The 19,794-nt window shown below is 70.9% G+C and carries 13 protein-coding genes; 6 read left to right on the top strand and 7 right to left on the bottom strand.

The features are described from left to right. Positions 1-180 precede the first annotated feature (180 nt). The 3 genes from OG417_RS16255 to OG417_RS16245 all read left to right on the top strand — a co-directional run bounded on the left by OG417_RS16255 (position 181) and on the right by OG417_RS16245 (position 3,702). Positions 181-1,608: a CehA/McbA family metallohydrolase gene (locus OG417_RS16255; RefSeq protein ID WP_329256258.1), complete on the top strand. Its 1,428-nt coding sequence runs from the start codon at positions 181-183 to the stop codon at positions 1,606-1,608. A gap of 221 nt (positions 1,609-1,829) precedes the next feature. Further along, positions 1,830-2,267, top strand: a complete 438-nt coding sequence (locus OG417_RS16250; RefSeq protein ID WP_329256256.1) for a VOC family protein — start codon at positions 1,830-1,832, stop codon at positions 2,265-2,267. A gap of 184 nt (positions 2,268-2,451) precedes the next feature. Next, a complete protein-coding gene (locus tag OG417_RS16245; RefSeq protein ID WP_329256254.1) occupies positions 2,452-3,702 on the top strand; it encodes an MFS transporter in 1,251 nt (416 codons plus the stop codon). A 76-nt stretch (positions 3,703-3,778) separates the two neighbouring features. Here OG417_RS16245 and ilvC read toward each other — a convergent pair whose 3' ends face one another. The 6 genes from ilvC to OG417_RS16215 all read right to left on the bottom strand — a co-directional run bounded on the left by ilvC (position 3,779) and on the right by OG417_RS16215 (position 13,555). Then, positions 3,779-4,765 (bottom strand): ketol-acid reductoisomerase, encoded by a 987-nt coding sequence (ilvC, locus tag OG417_RS16240; protein WP_329262332.1) that lies wholly within the window; start codon positions 4,763-4,765, stop codon positions 3,779-3,781. A 39-nt stretch (positions 4,766-4,804) separates the two neighbouring features. Next, positions 4,805-5,329, bottom strand: coding sequence for an acetolactate synthase small subunit (ilvN, locus tag OG417_RS16235; RefSeq protein ID WP_329256251.1), 525 nt, complete (start codon positions 5,327-5,329; stop codon positions 4,805-4,807). A 21-nt stretch (positions 5,330-5,350) separates the two neighbouring features. Beyond that, positions 5,351-7,093, bottom strand: coding sequence for an acetolactate synthase large subunit (locus OG417_RS16230; RefSeq protein WP_329256249.1), 1,743 nt, complete (start codon positions 7,091-7,093; stop codon positions 5,351-5,353). Positions 7,094-7,386: 293 nt separating this feature from the next. Further along, the gene (locus OG417_RS16225) at positions 7,387-9,285 is read right to left on the bottom strand and encodes an N-acetylmuramoyl-L-alanine amidase (RefSeq protein WP_329256247.1); all 1,899 of its coding nucleotides are present in this window, start codon (positions 9,283-9,285) and stop codon (positions 7,387-7,389) included. A gap of 176 nt (positions 9,286-9,461) precedes the next feature. Continuing rightward, complete coding sequence (locus OG417_RS16220) at positions 9,462-12,179, bottom strand: putative bifunctional diguanylate cyclase/phosphodiesterase (RefSeq protein ID WP_329256244.1); 2,718 nt, start codon at positions 12,177-12,179, stop codon at positions 9,462-9,464. A gap of 446 nt (positions 12,180-12,625) precedes the next feature. Continuing rightward, entirely contained in the window at positions 12,626-13,555 is a 930-nt protein-coding gene (locus OG417_RS16215) for a 2-hydroxyacid dehydrogenase (RefSeq protein WP_329256242.1), read from the bottom strand. 181 nt (positions 13,556-13,736) lie between these two features. Between OG417_RS16215 and OG417_RS16210 the strand changes: the two genes are divergently transcribed. Next, entirely contained in the window at positions 13,737-14,843 is a 1,107-nt protein-coding gene (locus OG417_RS16210; protein WP_329256241.1) for a PQQ-dependent sugar dehydrogenase, read from the top strand. A 132-nt stretch (positions 14,844-14,975) separates the two neighbouring features. Here the strand turns inward: OG417_RS16210 and OG417_RS16205 are convergent, their stop codons facing one another. After that, positions 14,976-16,166: an ROK family transcriptional regulator gene (locus OG417_RS16205; RefSeq protein WP_329256239.1), complete on the bottom strand. Its 1,191-nt coding sequence runs from the start codon at positions 16,164-16,166 to the stop codon at positions 14,976-14,978. A 162-nt stretch (positions 16,167-16,328) separates the two neighbouring features. On the opposite strand from OG417_RS16205, the gene OG417_RS16200 reads away from it, so the two are divergent. Both OG417_RS16200 and OG417_RS16195 read left to right on the top strand, forming a co-directional pair. Next, complete coding sequence (locus OG417_RS16200; protein WP_329256237.1) at positions 16,329-19,049, top strand: glycoside hydrolase family 3 C-terminal domain-containing protein; 2,721 nt, start codon at positions 16,329-16,331, stop codon at positions 19,047-19,049. Positions 19,050-19,216: 167 nt separating this feature from the next. Continuing rightward, positions 19,217-19,768, top strand: coding sequence for a suppressor of fused domain protein (locus OG417_RS16195; RefSeq protein ID WP_329256235.1), 552 nt, complete (start codon positions 19,217-19,219; stop codon positions 19,766-19,768). Positions 19,769-19,794 lie beyond the last annotated feature (26 nt).

Here is a 19,794-nt window from a genome sequence, read left to right as displayed (position 1 = left end):
CCGGCGCTCGTGGCCGAGCGCGTGCTCGGCGCCGGCTGCCTGATCACCGGCCCCGTACGCGGCGCGGCGTTCGCCGGGCCGGTCTCTCTTGGCGCCGGCGGGTGGCCGATCCCGGCCGCTCGCCTTCTCGGCGCCGCGCCGGGCAATGAAGATCGACTCTGTCGGCCGAGGGGAGATCTCATGTCCGCCGAGCTGAACCGGAGAAGGTTCCTGCTGGTCACCGGGGCCACGGGAGCGGCCATGACGCTGGATCCGGTGCACTTCGCCGGCGCCGAGGCCGGTGCGGAGCAGACCCGTACGATCTCGGGCCGGTTCGAGCCGGGAGCGCCCGACTGGGTGTACGTCCCGGTACGGGTGCCGCCCGGGGTCCGCGAGATCGCGGTGTCCTACACCTACGACCGGCCCGAGCCGCCCGCGGGCGTGCCCGGCAACGCCCTGGACCTCGGAGCGTTCGACGAGACGGGCTTTCGCGGCTGGTCCGGCGGGGCGCGCGACTCGTTCGCGATCAGCCGTTCCGAGGCGACGCCCGGCTACCTCCCCGGTCGCGTACGCCCCGGCGAGTGGCGCGTGGCCCTCGGGCCGTACACGGTCGCCCCTCAGGGCATGAACTGGACGGTGACGGTGACGCTGCGGTTCGGCGAGCCGGGGCCGGCGTTCGTGCCCTCGCACGCCCCGACGCGTGCGGCCGGCCGGGGCCGCGCCTGGTACCGCGGCGACATGCACCTGCACTCCGTGCACTCCGACGGCGCCTGGCTGCCCGAGCAGATCGTGGCCGGTGCCCGTACGGCCGGACTGGACTTCATCGTCTCCACCGAGCACAACACCTCCAGCGCGGCCGGCATCTGGGGTCACCACGCACGCGACGACCTGCTCATCATCGACGGCGAGGAGATCACCACCCGCAACGGCCACTACACGGCGCTCGGGCTGCCGCCGGGCACCTGGATCGACTGGCGGTACCGCGCGGTCGACGGCGTGATCCCGCGTTTCCTCAAGGAGATCCACCGGCACGGCGCGCTGGCCGTGGCCGCCCACCCGTTCTGCCCGTTCGTCGGCTGCCAGTGGAAGTTCGGCTACGACCAGGTGGACGCGATCGAGGTCTGGAACGGTCCGTGGACGCTCGACGACGAGGCCGCGCTGCAGATGTGGAACGGCCTGCTGGTGGCGGGGCACCGCTGGATCCCGGCGGTCGGCGACAGCGACTCCCACAAGGAGGGCCAGGTCATCGGCCTGCCGCAGAACGTCGTCCTCGCCGACGACCTCGAACGCGGCGCGATCCTGTCCGCGGTGAAGGCCGGGCGGCTGTACGTCACGGAGTCGTCGGCGGTCTCGCTGTCGTTCACGGCCACCGCCGGGTCGCGCACGGCGGGCGTCGGCGAGCGTCTCGACGCCGCACCGGGCGACCAGGTCGAGGTGTCCGTACGGTCGGAGGGCGTGGCGGCGGGCGTGATCCGCCTGTTCACCGACGAGGGCCAGGTGTTCGAGGGCCCGGTCGGCACGGCCACCTGGCACACGACGCCCCGCGTGTCACCGTACGTCCGCGCCGAGGTCCGCCACCCGGACGGCTCCATGGCCGCCCTCACCAACCCCATCTTCCTCGGCCACTGAGCCGCGCCGGCCCAGGCCGTGCGGGGCCTGCGGATTGTGAGGGTCACCTTGAACCGGCAGGAGGCTGGTGAGGGTGCCCTTCACAGGACCCGGCCGAGACCGGCGGCCGCCCCTCACCCTGGACATGGCCGTTCTGACCGCCCTCCCGGCCGGCTCGTGACCGGGGCCGGCGGGAAGCGGAGACTCGCGCGTCCGTGGGCCGGTTCGTATGCTCGGGCAGCGTGCGAGTCGATCTTGTCGCGTTGGTCGTGGACGACTACGACCCGGCCATCGAGTTCTTCGTCGACCTGCTCGGCTTCGAGCTGGTCGAGGACTCACCGTCGCTGACGAACGACGGCCGTCCGAAACGGTGGGTCGTCGTCCGGCCGCCAGGGGCCGAGACGGGCATCCTGCTGGCGCGCGCGGACGGCGAACGGCAGTCCCTGGCCGTCGGGAACCAGGTCGCCGGCCGGGTGGGGTTCTTCCTCCGCGTGGACGACTTCGACGCCATGTACGGGCGGATGGTCGCCGCCGGGGTGGAGTTCGTGACCTCGCCACGCACCGAGCCGTACGGACGGGTCGCCGTGTTCCTCGACGTCGCCGGTAACCGGTGGGACCTGCTCGGCCCAGGCCCGGACAGGAATCGAGAAGCGCCGGTCATCGATCCGCAAATAGTGTGACCACCATGGACATCACCCTCCAGCACCGGCCGTAACAGGCGTGGCATCGCGTAACCGCCGCCCGGCCCCGCCACGCCGGGCATCGAACCGAAACCGGCCGGAGATCTCCGGTGATCCGGCTCACCCCGTGGTGACGGATCACGTCCATGGTCGCCGGTCACCGGCTCGGACGCATCGCCGGGAGGTGCCGTCGGCGCTCCGGCGCATCGTGCCCTCCGCCTACCGGCCGGTTCTCGGCAACAGGGTCCTGCGGCGGCTGCTCCTCGGCTTCGCGGTGTCCTACCTCGGGGACGGGATGAGCTTCGTCGCGGTGGCGTGGCTCGCCATCGAACTCGCGCCGCGGGCGACGGCGGGACTGTGGCTCGCCGGCGCGGTGGCCGCGTACACGTTGCCCGGGGTGGTCGGCGCGCTGGTGTTCGGCCCCCGCCTGCGCCGGGTGCCGGCCAGGCGACTGCTGCTCGCGGACAACGTCGTGCGCGCCGTGTTCCTCGGCGGCGTGCCGCTCGCCTGGCTCGCCGGGCTGCTCACGCCGCCGCTGTACGTCGTGCTGCTCGCGGTGTCGTCGCTGCTGCACGCGTGGGGCAGCGCGGGCAAGTACACGCTGCTGGCCGAACTGCTGCCCGCCGAGCAGCGACTCGCCGCGAACACCCTGGTCAGCTCGCTGAACTTCGCCGCCACGATCGCCGGGCCGGCGATCGCCGGTGTGCTGGTGACATACGTCGGCTCGGCGCTCGTGATCGGCCTGGACGCGCTCACCTACCTGTTCCTCGCGGTGCTGGTCGCGCGTACCCGGCTGCCGCAGTCAGGGGAGGTCTCCCCCGTCGACCGGGCGGCCGCACGCGGAGGGCCGGCGTTGCTGCGGTCCCATCCCGAGCTGCTCGGGCTGCTGACGCTCACCTGGTTCTTCAACCTGCTGTACGGCCCGGTCGAGGTCGCGCTGCCGCTCCACGTCACCGACGACCTGCACGCACCGGGCACGCTGCTCGGCCTGTACTGGACGCTGTTCGGCGCGAGCGCGCTGCTCGGCGGACTCACGGCGGGCGCGCTGCGGCGGCTGCCGCTCTGGCCGGTGACGGTCGCCATCGTCGCCGGCTGGGGGCTGTCGCTGCTGCCGTTCGGGTTCGACGCGCCGACGGCCGTCACGGTCGCGTGTTTCACGCTCGGCGGCGCCATCTACGGACCGTTCGTAGCGCTCTCGGTGACACTCATGCAGGCGAAGTCGCCGCCGCAGCACCTGGCCACGATGCTCGCGACCCGCAGCGCGGCGCTGCTCACCGCATCGCCGCTCGGCACGGCGATCGGCGGACCGCTCGTCACGACGATCGGCCCGCGGGCGACGCTCGGCGGCTCAGGACTGGCCACCATGGCGCTCGCCGCCGTCACCTGCGTCCTGCTCCTGGCCCGGCGTCACAACCGGCGAGACGGGGGCCCGTGAGGCCGCACCGGGGCCCGTCGAGGGATCGCCTGACGGGCCCGTGGCGGCTCTCAGCGTTTGATCTCTTAGGAAGAGATCAGTCGTCCTGGAGCCAGGACATCATCGGGCGGAGCTTGGCGCCGGTCTGCTCGATCGGCGAGTTCTGCTCCTCCTCGCGGCGCTTGAGGAAGTTCTTGCGGCCGCCGTCGAACTCCTCCACGAGCTCCTTCGCGAAGGTGCCGTCCTTGATCTCGCCGAGGATCTTGCGCATCTCCTCGCGGGTGGCGTCGGTGACGATGCGCGGGCCGCGGGTGTAGTCGCCGAACTCGGCGGTGTCCGAGATCGACCAGCGCATCTTGGACAGGCCGCCCTCGTACATCAGGTCGACGATCAGCTTCATCTCGTGCAGGCACTCGAAGTAGGCCGCCTCCGGCTGGTAGCCGGCCTCGACGAGCGTCTGGAACCCGGCCTTGATCAGCTCGGACACGCCGCCGCAGAGCACGGCCTGCTCGCCGAACAGGTCGGTCTCGGTCTCCTCGGTGAAGGTCGTCTTGAGGGCGCCCGGACGGGTGCCGCCGATGGCCTTGGCGTAGGAGAGGGTGAGCGGCCAGGCGTTGCCGCTGGCGTCGCGCTCGACGGCGACGAGCACCGGTACGCCGCGGCCCTCGTTGTACTGGCGGCGGACCAGGTGGCCCGGGCCCTTCGGGGCGACCATGCAGATGTCGACGCCCTCGGGCGGCTCGATGAGGCCGTAGCGGATGTTGAGGCCGTGGCCGAAGAACAGCGCGTCGCCCTCGACCAGCGACGGCGCGATCGCCGAGGCGTACAGCTCGCGCTGCAGGTGGTCGGGGATGAGCACCATCGTGACGTTGGCCTCCTCACACGCCTCTTCCGGCGTGACCACGCGCAGGCCGTCGTTCTCGGCCTTCTCGCGGCTCTTGGAGTCCTTCGGCAGGCCGACGCGGACGTCGACGCCGGAGTCGCGCAGCGAGAGCGCGTGCGCGTGCCCCTGGCTGCCGTATCCGAGCACCGCCACGTGGCGGTCCTGGATGACGCTCAGGTCGGCGTCCTTGTCGTAGAAGATCTCAGCCAATTGCCTTACCTCTCTGAAAAAACGGATCGCTCACGCACTGCGCTCGATGGCGCGCAGCGAGCGGTCGGTGATGGAACGGGCGCCCCGGCCGATGGCGACCATGCCCGACTGCACGAGTTCCTTGATGCCGAAGGGCTCCAGCACCCGGATCAGGGCTTCGAGCTTGTCCTTGCTACCAGTCGCCTCGATCGTCACCGCGTCCGGGGCCACGTCGACGACCCGGGCACGGAACAGCTCGACGGTCTCCAGCACCTGGGAACGGGTCTCGTGGTCGGCGCGGACCTTGATCAGGACGAGCTCGCGCTGGACCGATGCGGCCGGGTCGAGCTCGACGATCTTGATGACGTTGATCAGCTTGTTGAGCTGCTTGGTCACCTGTTCGAGCGGACGATCCTCGACGTTGACGACGATCGTCATCCGGGAGATCTCCGGGTGCTCGGTCGTACCGACGGTCAGCGAGTCGATGTTGAAGCTACGGCGGGAGAACAGCGACGCCACGCGCGCCAGGATGCCCGGCGTGTTCTCCACCAGCACCGAAAGCGTGTGCCTGCTCATCTTTCATCCTCTCCGCGGCGCTCAGTCATCGCTCCCCCAGTCCGGCGCCAGGTCTCGGGCGATCTTGATGTCGTCGTTGCTCGTGCCCGCGGCGACCATCGGCCAGACCATCGCGTCGTGGTGCACGATGAAGTCGATCACAACCGGCACGTCGTTGATCTCCATGGCCTTGTTGATCGTGGCGTCCACGTCGGCCGCGTTGTCGCAGCGCAGCCCGACGCAGCCGTACGCCTCAGCCAGCCTGACGAAGTCCGGGATCCGCCGGGACTGCAGGTCGGAGTTGGAGTATCGCTCGTTGTAGAACAACGTCTGCCACTGCCGGATCATCCCGAGGTTACCGTTGTTGATCACGGCGACCTTGATCGGGATGCCCTCGATGGCACAGGTGGCGAGCTCCTGGTTGGTCATCTGGAAGCAGCCGTCGCCGTCGATCGCCCAGACCGTGGTGTCCGGCCGGCCCTGCTTGACGCCCATCGCGGCCGGCACCGCGAAGCCCATGGTGCCCAGTCCGCCGGAGTTGATGAACGCGCCCGGCCGCTCGTAGCCGATGAACTGGGCGGTCCACATCTGGTGCTGGCCCACGCCCGCGACGTACAAAGCGTCCGGGCCGGCGATCTGCCCGATGCGCTGGATGACCTGCTGCGGTGCCAGCGACCCGTCGGCCGGCGTCTCGTAACCCAGCGGGTACGTCTCGCGCCACGCGCTGAGCTGGCGCCACCAGTCCTCGTGGTCGCCCTTGCGGCCGGCGGCGTGCTCGTTGCGCACCGCGGTGATCAGGTCGGTGAGCACGTCGCGGCAGTCGCCGACGATGGGCACGTCGGCGTGGCGGTTCTTGGAGATCTCCGCCGGGTCGATGTCGGCGTGCACGACCTTCGCGTCGGGGGCGAAGGTGTCGATCCGGCCGGTCACCCGGTCGTCGAAACGCGCGCCCAGCGCGACGAGCAGGTCGGACTGCTGGAGGGCCCCGACCGCGCCGACGCTGCCGTGCATGCCCGGCATGCCCATGTGCAGCGGATGGCTGTCGGGCAGGGCGCCCTTGGCCATCAGGGTCGTGACGACCGGGGCTCCGGTCAGCTCGGCGAGCGTGCGCAGCTCGTCGGCGGCCCTGGCCTTGATCACACCGCCGCCGACGTACAGGACCGGCCGCTTCGCCGAGGTCAGCAGCCGCGCGGCCTCGCGGATCTGCTTGGCGTGCGGGCGGATCGCCGGCCGGTAGCCCGGGAGCTGCATCGGCTGCGGCCAGACGAAGTCGACCTCGTCCTGCAACACGTCCTTGGGGATGTCGACCAGCACCGGGCCGGGCCGCCCCGTCGAAGCGATGTGGAACGCCTCGGCGATGGTACGCCCGATGTCCGCGGGGTCGGTGACCAGGAAGTTGTGCTTGGTGATCGGCATCGTGATGCCGCCGATGTCGGCCTCCTGGAAGGCGTCCGTGCCGATCGCGCCTCTCGTCACCTGCCCGGTGATCGCGACGATCGGCACCGAGTCCATGTACGCGTCCGCGATCGGGGTGACGAGGTTCGTCGCGCCCGGACCGCTCGTCGCCATGCACACGCCGACCTTGCCGGTGGCCTGGGCGTATCCTTGCGCGGCGTGGCCTGCGCCCTGCTCGTGGCGGACAAGGATGTGGCGTACCTGCCGGGAGTCGAAGAGGGGGTCGTACGCCGGGAGGATCGTGCCTCCCGGGATTCCGAACACAGTGTCGACACCGACCTGCTCCAGGGCTCTGACGAGCGCCTGGGCTCCGGTCATCCGTTCGGTCATCGCAAGTCCTTGTGCTCCTGAGGGCTCGGGCTCGGTGATCGCGTGCTGACGACGTGTCACGAGCCCAGGGGTCATGGCCAACAAAAAACCCCCCGCGCCGGGTGGCGATCGAGGGGAGCGCGCAAGCGGTCGAACTTGGTCAGCCTGCGCGCCGACCAAGTACGAGAATCAGGTTGCGTTTCACGCTCCCAACCATGGCGAACTTGCCGCCCCACGTCAAATTAGTGGACGACAAATCTCACCATACGAGACCGCCCGCCGTGATCGAGCGATCACGGCGGGCGGCAGGGCACTCAGGACACGCGCTTGAGCACGACGTCGCCGGTCTTCACGAAGTAGACGCGGTGACCGAACTGGATCTCGTAGTACTTCAGCTTGCCGCGCACGATGGCATGCGTGGACACGTCGAAGGTCGTGGAGTAGTCGTACTCCCCGCGCACCGTGTCGGCCACGGCGTAGCGCTGGCCGGCGGCGAAGGTGTACTGCATCGGCACCAGGCTCTGCGCCGGGATGTTCGCCGGGTAGGCCTCCGCCTCCGGGTAGGCGCGCCCGTAGATCGGCACCGACGCGGCGCCCGGCTTGGGCGTGACGACGAAGCCGTGGGCCCCGACGGCGGTCGGCTGCTTCTTCGGGTTGTGGAACCACGCCTTCTGGCCGAGGTACCAGATCGCCGTCCAGTCGCCCTGACGGCCCGCCACGGCGTAGGTCTGGCCGGTCGCGGCGCGTGCGCTGTGGTCGTACACGCTCATCGTCGCGTCGCCGTTCGGCGGGTGCTTGCCGATGTCCTTCACGAGCGGCGCGTCGTCGCTGGGCGCGGTGCGGAGCATGATCGATCCGCCGCCGTGCGCCGGGCACGGGGCGCTCGGCGCGCTGTCGTCGCAGCCGGTGTACGGCACGACGTTCTTGTCATAGTCCGGCAGGATCGTGACCATGCCCGAGCGCGGCCCCGCGGTGGCGTGGAGCGGGTGGCCCAGCAGCCTGAAGTAGTGCGCCCAGTCCCAGTACGGCCCCGGGTCCTCGTGCATGCCCTGCACGTTGGCGGGCGTGATACCGGGGACGTTGTCGTGGCCGAGGATGTGCGCCCGGTCGACCGGGATGTCGTACTTCCCGGTCAGGTACCGGACCAGCGCCGCGGAACTGCGGTACATCGCCTCGGTGTACCAGCTGCCGCCCTGGGCGAGGAAGCCCTCGTGCTCGATGCCGATCGAGCGGGCGTTGACGTCCCAGTTGCCCGCGTGCCAGCCGACGTCCTTGTTCTTGACGTGCTGGGCGATGTGCCCGTCGTCGGACCGTACGGTGTAGTGCCACGCGAGGTACGTCGGGTCTTGGGCGAGCTTGAGCGTCGTCGCCCAGGAGCCCTCGGTGTCGTGGATCACGATGTAGCGGATCCGCTGGCTCTTGGGCCGGTCGCCCAGGTCGTGGTTGCCGTAGCTCGTGGGGTCGCTGGGGTCGAGCTGCTGGTACGGCGCCGGCACCCACTCACAGCCGAGGCCGGGCGGGCACTCGGTCTCCGGGGCGTTGGCACCCGCCCCGGCGGGCTTGACCCCGGGCGTGGCGGCGAGCGTGACCCGCTGGCCGTCGTCGGTCGTACGGGACTCGCCGGTGCGCATCACGTCGTAGACCTGGCCCGCGAACCAGGCCGTGCCGCCGTAGCGGACCGTCGCCTGGTACCAGGCGGCGGGGTCGGCGCTGAGCGGCTTGCCGAGGTCGTGCTGGTAGCGGGCGAGAAGCGCGGCGCCGCCGCGAATGTTGGCGGTGGGGTCGGTGCGCAGGGTGTTCGCGCCGGTCCCGGTGAGCCCGGCGGCCTGCTGGAGGGTCTGCCCGTCCGGGCTCGCGGCGGAGGCGGCGGTCGCCTTCGGGTGCAGCGCCGGGCGGGCGGCGTCGCCACGGGGGTCCTCGCCGCCGCCGGAGAAGTGCTCTCCGGCGGAGGTCAGGGTGCCGTCGGTCAGGTGCATGGGGCCATAGCCCGCGCCGACGCTCGGCCGGCCCTGGTTGGCGTCCCACCGCGACTCCAGGTAGGAGACGGCGAGCAGCAGTTTCTCGGGAACGTGGTAGGCCTTCGCCGCGTCGGCGAAGGCCTGTTGCCGGGGAGTGGGGACCGGACTGGATTGCTGGGCGGCGTAAGCCTGTCCGGTGGTCAGACCGGCCAGGGCCACGATCGCCGCGACGAGGGTACGTCGTCGCACGGGCATCGGCAGCCTCCGTACTGGGGGACGCGGTCAGAGTGCCGAAGCCGCGGGGTGGCGTCAATGACTTTCGATCATTCGAGACAGCACAGAGATTTTCTACCTCGACGCGCCGGGACGTACGGGCGGCGAACGTCACCCGTACGTCCCGGGTCACGGCGCGGTTCGCAGGTGAGGTGCGGTCAGCTGGCGGAGATCACCGAGCCGTGGAGCGGGATGGACGCCTCGCCGCGCGGGTTCAGCTGGATGAGCGCCTCGATGCCGCCCGGCGCCATCGGCCGCGACACGAGATAGCCCTGGCCCCGGGGGCAGCCCATCTCGCGGAGGAGCTCGAGCTGCTCGGGCCGTTCGACGCCCTCGGCCACGACCGTCAGGCCGAGGTCCCGGCCGACCCGGGCGATGGTGCGGGTCAGCAGCGTGAGCGTCTCGTCGCGGCCGAGCCCGGAGACGAACGACGGGTCGATCTTGATGACGTCGACCGGGAGCTGCCGCAGGAAGGCGAGGGAGGCGTAGCCGGTGCCGAAGTCGTCGATGGCCAGCCGCACGCCGAGGTCGCGCAGTGCCGAGAGCCGTTCGATGAGCTCGTCGGAGCCGTCGACCAGCACCTCCTCCTTGACCTCCAGGGTCAGCGCCCCGGGCGGCAGGCCGCTGTCGGCGAGCGCGGCCGCGACCGAGTCGACGAAGTGCGCCGCCGCGATCTCGCGCGGCCGCAGGTTGATCGACAGGCCGATCTCCCAGCCGTTCTCGCGCCACCGGGCCACCTGGGCGCACGCCTCGCGCAGCACCCAGTTGCCGAGCGGCACCATGAGACCGGACTCCTCGGCGGTGCCGATGAACTCCTCGGGAGGCACGGAGACGCCGTCGCGCCACCAGCGGACCAGGGCCTCGACCCCGGTGACCCGCGAGGTGGCCAGCTCGACCACGGGCTGGAACTCCACGGCGAACTGCTGCTCGGTGAGCGCGCGCTGCAGGTCGCTGCCGAGTTCGAGCCGGCGCATGACGTCGGCGTGCATCTTCGCGGCGAAGACCTCGACCCGGCCGCCGCCGAGGTCCTTCGCCCGCGACAGCGCGATGTCGGCGTTGCGGATCAGCTCGGCGCCCTCGATGCCGTCCTCGGTGAAGGCGATGCCGACGCTGGCGGTGAGCACGATGGCGCGGTCGGCGACGCGGTACGGCTCGCCGGCCAGGGCCCGCAGGAGACGCTCGCCGAGGTCGACCACGGTCTGCACCTCGGTCGCGCTCTCCATGAGCACGGCGAACTCGTCACCGCCCCAGCGCGCGACCGTGTCGTCGGCCAGCACGCCCGCGCGGAGCCGGCGCGCCGCCTGGGCGAGGAGCTGGTCGCCCCCGGCGTGGCCGATGGAGTCGTTGACGGCGGTGAACCCGTCGAGGTCGACGAAGACGACCGCGACCGGCCCCTGGCTGCGCCCGACCTTCTCGCGGGCGCGTTCTTCGAGGTAGGCGCGGTTCGGCAGGCCGGTCAGCCCGTCGTGGAAGGTCAGGTGGGCGACCTGGCGCTCCAGCGCCGCCTGTTCGCTGAAGTCACGGGTGGTGACCAGGAGCTGGTCGGTGCCGTCGCCGGAGCGGCCGTACCGGGAGATGGTCGACTCGGTGGGCAGCCATGTGCCGTCGGTGGCCCGTACGCGGCAGGCGATGCGCGCGACGTCGCGGTCGCAGTCGGCGTCGAGGAAGGCCGTCACCGCGTCCACGACGCGCGGCAGGTCCTCGGGGTGGACGACGTCGTACACGGGGCGGCCGAGGAGGTCCTCGGCGGCGTAGTGGTACGAGCGGCGGGGGCCGGCGCTGACGTACTGCACGACACCGTCGAGCCCGCAGATGAGCACGACGTCGTTGATGCTCTCGGCGAGTGCGCGGAAGTGCTTCTCGCCGCTCGCGGCGGCGTGGCCCAGGCGGTCGTTCTCGCGGACGAGCTCGGCGAGCCGGGCGAGCAGGACCAGCACCGCCGTGCCCGCGACGATCGGCACGATCGGCCGCAGCCCGCGGGCGCCCGTGAGCGTGTGGCCGGCCACGAAGATCGCCGCCGCGGCGGCGGTGGCGGCGGGCGCGAGGCCCGGGCCGACCAGCGGCCGGCGCGTGTCCTCGGCCGGCCGCCCGCCGCGCCCGATCCAGGGCACGGCGGCCAGGAGCAGGAGTCCGGCCGTACGGACCACGTCGGCCGGGATGCCGTGGGTGGCGTCGTCGCCCAGCCGGAGCACGGCGTACACCACGTCGGCCGCGGACACCACGAGCAACGCGCCGTAGGCGAGCGCGGCGGGCCGGTGGTTCGCGCGCACGGCGACGAGGGCCATCGGGAACAGCGCGCAGACCAGGGCGGCGTCCAGCACCGGGTAGCGCAGCTCGATGAGGTACTGGCCCCAGCCCTCTCCGGAGTCGTGGTAGAGCCGGTCGAAGATCGCGACCCAGCCGACCACGAACAGGGCGCAGGCGCAGACGTAGGTGTCGGCCAGGTAGCGCAGCCAGGGACGCGGGCTGCGCGGCAGGCGTACCGGCGCGAGGAAGCCCGCGGTGATGGCGATCGGCGCGACCAGCAGGAACAGGTCGGCCGGCGAGACCGTCACCACGGCGCGGCTGATCACGAGGCGGGAGACGGCGTTCACGGTGGCGCCGGCGCACCAGGCCAGCGCGGCCACGCCGAACCACCGCCACATGTCCCGGTCGATCTTGCCGACGGCCGTCTGGGGCGCGCGCACGGCGGCGTACATGAGCGACGACGACGCGATGGCCGCGGCCCAGGCGGAGAGCCATGCTCCGGACAGCCCGCCGCCCCAGCCCAGCCCGAGCGCGAGGGCGTAGATCAAGGCGAGCGCCGCGAGCACTCCGAACGGCCGCACCGGCGCCGGTACGTGCCAGCGCCGCCGCTCCGTTCCCTCCCCGGTCATCTAACTTGCTCCCCGCGACTGATCATGAGCCGTCCCGCTCTGGAAACGCCTCGCAGGGCGCACATGACTCCCGGATTCTCCACCGAACCCGGGCGGCTCCCCGGCGGTCTCGCCGCCGGTCTGTCAAGTGCCTTGTCATCCTTGCGAGGCGGTGTCCCGCCCACGCGGGACACCGGGTTTTGAGTTGCGAACCCCGCGAATCAAGGCCGGGGTCTTCCGGCATGGTCCGCGCGGTGGTCGGGCTGGTCAGCTTCGCGGCTCAATCTACGGGCCGTATGTCACGGAGCGATTGAGGCCGGGCGTCCAGCAGGCGACAGGTAACCACGGTGAGTAATCGCAACCCTGACCTTTTGGGCGTTTTGTCGGGAATAGCCGCCGAGCGGGGAAAGTAGCGGCCTGTAATCGACCCCCGGCGGGCAAAGGACCGCCGGGCAGTGTTTACCCGATCAGTAGTCGCCCTTAATGACATTGATCAGAGGCTCGCCCGTGACGAACCGCCTGACCTGGTCACGAACGAGAGCGACGATCCGCCGGCGCGACGCCGGGGTGGAACCACCGACGTGCGGTGTGATGAACACGCCGGGCGCGGTCCAGAGCGGATGGCCGGCCGGCAGCGGCTCGGGGTCGGTCACGTCGAGTACGGCGCGGAGCCGGCCCGCGGTCACCTCGGTCAGCAGCGCCTCGGTGTCCACGACGATGCCGCGCGCGGCGTTGACCAGCAGCGCATTGTCCTTCATGCAGGCCAGGAACGCCTTGTCGACCAGCCCGGTGGTCTCGGTGGTCGAGGGCACGATGAGAACGACGACGTCGGCCTCGGGCAGGAGTCCGGGCAGCGCGCTCACAGGGTGTACGCCATCGCGGGCGGTTCGGGCGACCCGGATGACGTGAGCTTCGAACGGGGTGAGGCGCCGCTCGATCGCCGCGCCCACCGAGCCGTACCCGACGATCATCACGGTGCGGTCTGTCAAGGCGTCTGTCATGTGCCAGTCCCAGCGCCCCTCGCGCTGGGCGTCGCGGAAGCCGGGGAACTCCCGCTGGGCCGCGATGATGCCGCCGACCACCCACTCGGCCGTGCTCGCGTCGTGCACGCCGCGCGCGTTGCACAGGACGACGCCCTCGGGCACGAGCGGCAGGAACGTATCGACTCCCGCCACCTGCAACTGGATGACCTGCAGGTTCGACATCTCGGCGACGATCTCGCGGCTGCGCGGGGTCGCGACGAACGGCGGGACGTAGAGGTCGACCTCGGCCGGGTCGCCGGGGCGATCGTCACTGCGGCCGTCGTAGATCCGCACGCTCACGTCCTCGACACCCTCGATGCCCGTGACGCCTTCGACGGCGTCGGCGAGCTCCCGGTCCGGCACCCAGATTCTCACTGCCCCTCCCCTCCGGTGGAAAAGATCGTACGACCAGTGCTTCCGGGCCGTGACGCCGAGGTGTGACGATGGGGCATGGAGGGGTACGGAACGCCCGTTCTCGCCGCCGCGGAGGGCGACCACGGAGAGTCAGCACGGGCCGGACGAGTTCGTTCCGGATTGAGATGGGAACTTGACCAAAGTGCGGCTTAACACATTCGTCATCGCGGGTGCGCTGGTGCTCGCCGGCTGCTCGTCCGGTGGATCGCCGCGTGCGGGCGGCACCACGCCACCGCCCGCCGGCTCGCCGGCGGCCTCGCCCGCGGCCTCCGTGGCGCGGCTCGGGACGCCGCGCGACCTGGTGACGGGGCTGTCGGTCCCGTGGGCGATCGCGTTCCTGCCCGGCGGCGACGCCCTGGTGACCGAGCGGGACACCGCCCGCCTCCTGCGCGTCACCCCCGCGGGAAGGCTCAGTACGGTCGGAACCGTCCCGGGCGTGTCACCGGCCGGCGAGGGCGGCCTGCTCGGCGTGGCGGTCTCCCCGTCGTACGCCAAGGACCACTGGGTGTTCGTCTACTACAGCGCCTCGTCCGACAACCGGATCGCCCGCTTCCAGTACCGCGGCGGCCAGGGCATCGGCGGCGTGCAGACGCTCGTGAAGGGCATTCCGCGCGGCCAGATCCACAACGGCGGCCGCCTCGCGTTCGGCCCCGACCACTTCCTCTACGCCTCGACCGGCGAGACCGGGCGCGGCGGGCTGGCGCAGGACCGGTCCTCGCTCGGCGGCAAGATCCTGCGGATGACGCTCGACGGCAGGCCCGCGCCCGGCAACCCGTACGGCACGCTCGTCTACTCCTACGGGCACCGGAACGTGCAGGGCCTCGCGTGGGACTCGCGGGGCCGGATGTTCGCCACGGAGTTCGGCCAGGACCGCTTCGATGAGATCAACCGCATTCTGCCCGGGCACAACTACGGCTGGCCCGTGGTCGAGGGATTCGGCGGCGACCGGAAGCGGTACACACCGCCGCTGCTGACGTGGCGGACCTCCGAGGCGTCTCCGTCGGGGCTGGCCTACGACCACGGGTCGCTGTGGGCGGGCGCGCTGGCCGGACGGCGGCTGTGGCAGGTGCCGGTCAACGCGAACGGGACGGTCGGCAGGCCGGTGCCGCACTTCGAGGGCCGTTACGGCCGCCTGCGGGCGGTCGTCACCGCCCCCGACGGCTCGCTGTGGGTCAGCACGAGCAACCGCGACGGGCGCGGCACCCCGGCCAAGGGCGATGACCGGATCCTGGTGGTTCCAGTGTCCTGATCGGGTCCTAGTGCAGCATCAAGCAACGTTCGCCCTGTGGCAGGGGTGGTCATGCGCTGGCGCGTTTTGTCGTAGGTACATGGGACGGCACCGGCCGTCCCCGACTCCGGCGAGGGCGGACCGGGCCTGGGGTCACGGCGTCAGCAGGTGCGCGGACGTGCTGTGGGTGGCGAGCGCGATGGCGCCGAGCGCCTCGGCCCGATCGCCGAGGCGTCCGGTGGTGACGGTGACGCCCTGGCTGATCGCCGGAGGCAGCCGCTGGGCCAGCACGTCGCGGACGCCGTCCAGCAGGGTCCGGCCGACCGCCGCGACCTCGCCGCCGATGACCACCAGCCGGGGTTCGAGCATGGCGCAGATGCCGGCCAGCGCGCGGCCGAGCATGTGGCCGGCGTCGGCGACGACCCGCCGCGCCCCGGGGTCGTCGGCCGCGAGCAGCGCCACCACGTCGGCGATGGTCGTCTCCGGCCCACGGGTGTGCGCGAAGGCCGAGGTCAGCCCGCGGGCTCCGATGACCGTCTCGAGGCAGCCCCGGTTCCCGCATCGGCAGACGTACCCGCCGTCGATCACGGAGATGTGCCCCAGCTCACCGGCCGACCCGGTGGCCCCCTCGTACGGGCGGCCGTTCAGGATCAGTCCGGCGCCGACGCCGTCCGACAGCATCACGTAGATGAGATCGTCGGCGCCCCGGGCCGCGCCGAAGGTCCATTCGGCCAGCGCGCCGAGGTTCGCATCGTTGCCGACGTGGACCGGCACCCCGATGCGCTCGCGCAGGCGTGTGGCGATGTCGACACCGCTCCAGTCGGCCAGCACCGACGGGGTCCGCAGCGTGTGGGACCGCGACTGCATCGGGGCCGACACCGCGACGCCCATGCCAAAGACCCGGCCGGCGTCGTGGGCCGCCGCCGCGACCAGGTCGAGCGCGGTGTCGGCGACGTAGGCCAGCGCGTCGTCCGGGAGGTGGTCGACGTCGAGCGCCCGGTACCGCTCGCCGAGCACGCCTCCGGACAGGTCGGTGAAGAGCACACGGATGCCGGCGTGGCGGAGATGGACGCCGAGCACTCCGCCGCCGTCCGGGTTCAGGGTGAGCGGGGTGGCAGGGCGGCCACCGCTGGTCGAGGTGCGGCGTCCGGCGTCGCCGGGGGACTCGGTCAGCACCCCCTCGGCGAGGAGTTCGGCGACGAGACTCGAGACCGTGGTCCGCGACAGGCCCGTGGCGCGGGCGATGCCGACCCTGCTGATCCGGCCGCGCCGTTGCACGGTCTCCAGCACCAGGAGGCGGTTCCGCGACCGCAACGACGCGAGCGACCCAGGAGCATCCGACACGAGACGGATAGTAACGGTTCGTCCGAGATTCGTATTAATTATGGCCATTTTTGGCCTTTGTTACTCCTTGATGCTTATAAACCGGCTTCTCTAAAGTCCGCCAGTGTCAGCGGCCGGAGCGGGGCACCGGCCACGGCGACTAGGTGCGTCCTGGGAGATTCGTTGTACAGAAAACCGTTCGCGCTGATCGCGGCGGGAGCAGCACTGTGCTGCGCCGCAGCGACCGGCATGCCCAGCGCGTCGGCGCAGGAGACGGCGCCGACAAACGCGATTTACCTCAACCCGGCCTACTCGTCGGCCGAGCGCGCTGCGGACCTCGTCGGCCGCCTCACGCTCACCGAGAAGGCCCAGCAGATGAACAGCAACATCGCGCCGGCGATCCCCCGGCTCGGTGTCGCGCAGTGGGGCTGGTGGAACGAGGCGTCGCACGGCGTCGCCGCGATCACTACCAGCACGTCGAACCCGCCGCCCGCCACGAACACGACGTCCTACCCGGTCGACCTGGCGATGGGCAGCACCTGGAACCCCGACCTGGTTCACAAGGTCGCGAGCGCCATCGGCGACGAGGCCCGCGAGGTGATGCCGAACAACACGGAGAACCTCGACTTCTACTCCCCCACCGTCAACCTCGGCCGCGACCCGCGCTGGGGCCGTAACGACGAGACCTGGAGCGAGGACCCGACGCTGACCGCCGCACTCGCCGGTCAGTACGTCAACGGCCTGCAGGGCCAGGACGAGAACGGAAAGCTGCCCCCGTCGGCGAACGGCTACCTCAAGGCGGTGGCCACGCTCAAGCACTTCGCCGCCAACAACAGCGAGTACAACCGCCGCACCGGCACCTCCGACATGGACCAGCGGACGCTGCGGGAGTACTACACGGCGCAGTTCCGCGACATCATCGAGAGCTCCCACCCTGGCTCGATCATGAGCTCGTACAACCGGGTCAACGGCGTCCCCGCCGCCGCGAGCGTCCAGCTGATGGACACGCTGGCCCGGCAGACGTGGGGCTTCGGCGGGTACTTCACCTCCGACTGCGACGCGGTGTACGAGATCCAGGGCGGCCACCACTGGCAGCCGCCGGGCGCCTCCGCTCCGCTCGACCAGTACGGCCGGACGGCGTACGCCATCACCGCCGGTGAGGACCTGGACTGCAACGGCGGCTACCATGACGCGTCCAACTACGGGAACACCGTCCCCGACGCGGTCGCCAAGCACATCACCACCCAGACCGGTGTCTTCAACGAGAACGACGTCGACGTCGCCCTCGTCCGGCTCTTCACCGCACGGATCCAGACCGGCGAGTTCGACCAGGAGGACCAGGTGCCGTGGGTGCGCGACGCCCGCGCCCGCCTGGGCGGGACCGCCTGGGTCAACTCCGACGACAACAAGGCCGTCACCCAGACCCCGGAGCGGATCGCGCTCGCGCAGCAGGCCGCCGAGCAGAGCCTCGTGCTGCTGAAGAACGCCCCGGCCGCCGGCGCCAAAGACGACCTGCTGCCGCTGAAGGTGCCCGCCCAGGGCTCCTACAAGGTCGCGGTCATGGGCGCCTACGCCAACCAGTCCCCGCTCTTCCTCGGCGGCTACGCCACCTACGAGGGCCCCTCCGGGGCCGCCAAGCAGGTCAACCCCTACCAGGGCATCAAGGCCGCGATCCAGAAGATCAACCCGAAGGCCACGGTCGACTACTACCCCGGCGTCACCGGCAGCACGCTCAACACCGTCGACTCCGCGTCCGTCGCGGCGGCCGACCAGTACGACGTGGTCATCGTCGTCGCGGGTACCAACTCCAGCAACTCCCGTGAGGACGTCGACCGCACCACGCTGGCGCTGCCCGGCGCGCAGGCGTCGCTGATCAGCCAGGTCGCGGCCCGCAACCCGCACACCGTCGCGTACATGGAGACCGTCGGTCAGGTCGACACGAACGGCTTCCAGTCGCAGGTGCCCGCGATGCTGTGGAGCTCCTACAACGGGCAGGAGCAGGGCGCCGCGCTCGCCGACGTGCTGCTCGGCAAGACCGACCCGAGCGGGCGGCTGCCGTTCACCTGGTACGCCGACCAGAACCAGATCCCCGCGATCGGCGACTACAACGTCCGGCCCACCTCCACTACCCACGGCCGCACCTACATGTACTTCAACGGGGACGTCGCGTACCCGTTCGGGTACGGCCTGAGCTACACGCCGTTCTCCTACTCGGCCCTGAACGTCGAGAAGAAGGTGGACGCGAACGGCACGGTCCAGGCGACCGTGAAGGTCACCAACAATGGTGACGCGCGGGGCACCACGGTGCCGCAGCTGTACGTGAGCACGCCGTTCGAGCCGGTGAGCAAGGAGCGCCCGGCCCAGCGGCTGGAGGCGTTCGACAAGGTCACCGTGGATCCGCACCGGAGCAAGACGGTCCGCTTGACCTTCCCGGCGTCCAAGCTCGCGTTCTTCGACGAGTCGTCGAACCGCTACGTGGTCGATCCGGGCACGTACGAGCTCCGGGTCGGCAGCAGCAGCGGGGACGTCGCGGCAAAGGCCGACGTCCGGGTCGACGGCACGCTGAAGCCGTCGCCGGCGGTCGTCACCGCCAAGCCGGCCCAGGCCGGGGACGCCGCCCAGGGCATCGTCCAGCGGGTGACCTTCGACAAGGGCACCACGATCGACCCGCAGCTCACGGTGTCGATGAAGGACGAGAGCAGCTACGGCTACGTCACCAAGGGCCAGAGCACGCCGCTGCCCGCAGGGGTGCATGTGTCCTACCGCAGTGACAACCCGAAGGTCGTCAGGATCGTGGGCGACCGCGTCATCCGCACCGTCGGATCCGGCGTGGCGACCGTGACCGCCACCGTCCACTCCAACGGGGGATCCGCCTCGACGACCTTCGTCGTCCGGGTTCCCTGACAGTAGAGATCGCTGAATCGAGTAGGCGGGTCGGGTGTCCCGACCCGCCTCTCACACCACCGGACATGTTCGCCACTGAGTTCGGCCAGGACCGCTTCGATGAGATCAACCGCGATGACAGGATCCTGGTGATTCCGGTGTCCTGAGCGGGTTCTAGGCTGTCGCAGATGGACGACCGTGAGGTGACCGAGCACGCCGAACGCCATCTGGGTCCCTTCCTCCGCGCGCATCCCCTGGAGAACGACTCCGGCCGCGACCTCGGTCTCGGCGTGTTCTTCTTCGAGTCGCCGTCGATGGTGAGCGTGGTCACCATCGGGCTGCGCTCCCGGATGCTGCAGTCACCGTTGCCGCTCGAACTCGTCTGCTCCGTACGGCCGGGGCAGGAGGAGCATGCCGAGCGGCTCGTGGAGCGGTTCGCCCGGCTGTCGGTGCTCGGCGACGTCGAACTGGAGTACGACGACGGGTTGCTCGTCGAGGAGCCGCTGGTGCCGGACACGGAGATCCGCGGCCTGCTCGCGGCGCCGCACCCGTACGCGGACGAGATGTTCAACCTGGTCCGCGACGCGGACGGGACGCTGAGCCTGCAGTTCGTCACGCTGGTGCCGATCACCGGGCCGGAGGGCGCGTACCTGGGGGATCACGAGACCGGCGAGCTGTTCGAGCTGTGGGAGTCGGCCGGCACCGACCTGCTGGACCTGCGGCGTCCGTCCGCCGTCTGACCTTTCCGCGTGACCGCCCGGTCACC

The organism is Actinoallomurus sp. NBC_01490, from assembly GCF_036227085.1.
Classification (GTDB): domain Bacteria; phylum Actinomycetota; class Actinomycetes; order Streptosporangiales; family Streptosporangiaceae; genus Actinoallomurus; species Actinoallomurus oryzae.
This window is presented reverse-complemented; position numbering and strand designations above follow the sequence as displayed.

Bases quoted from the DNA above. Each gene is read 5' to 3' on its own strand.
- OG417_RS16255 (WP_329256258.1), top strand. From the start codon at position 181: ATGTCCGCCGAGCTGAACCGGAGAAGGTTCCTGCTGGTCACCGGGGCC.
- OG417_RS16225 (WP_329256247.1), bottom strand. From the start codon at position 9,285: ATGCCCGTGCGACGACGTACCCTCGTCGCGGCGATCGTGGCCCTGGCC.
- OG417_RS16230 (WP_329256249.1), bottom strand. From the start codon at position 7,093: ATGACCGAACGGATGACCGGAGCCCAGGCGCTCGTCAGAGCCCTGGAG.
- OG417_RS16195 (WP_329256235.1), top strand. From the start codon at position 19,217: ATGGACGACCGTGAGGTGACCGAGCACGCCGAACGCCATCTGGGTCCC.
- ilvN (WP_329256251.1), bottom strand. From the start codon at position 5,329: ATGAGCAGGCACACGCTTTCGGTGCTGGTGGAGAACACGCCGGGCATC.
- OG417_RS16220 (WP_329256244.1), bottom strand. From the start codon at position 12,179: ATGACCGGGGAGGGAACGGAGCGGCGGCGCTGGCACGTACCGGCGCCG.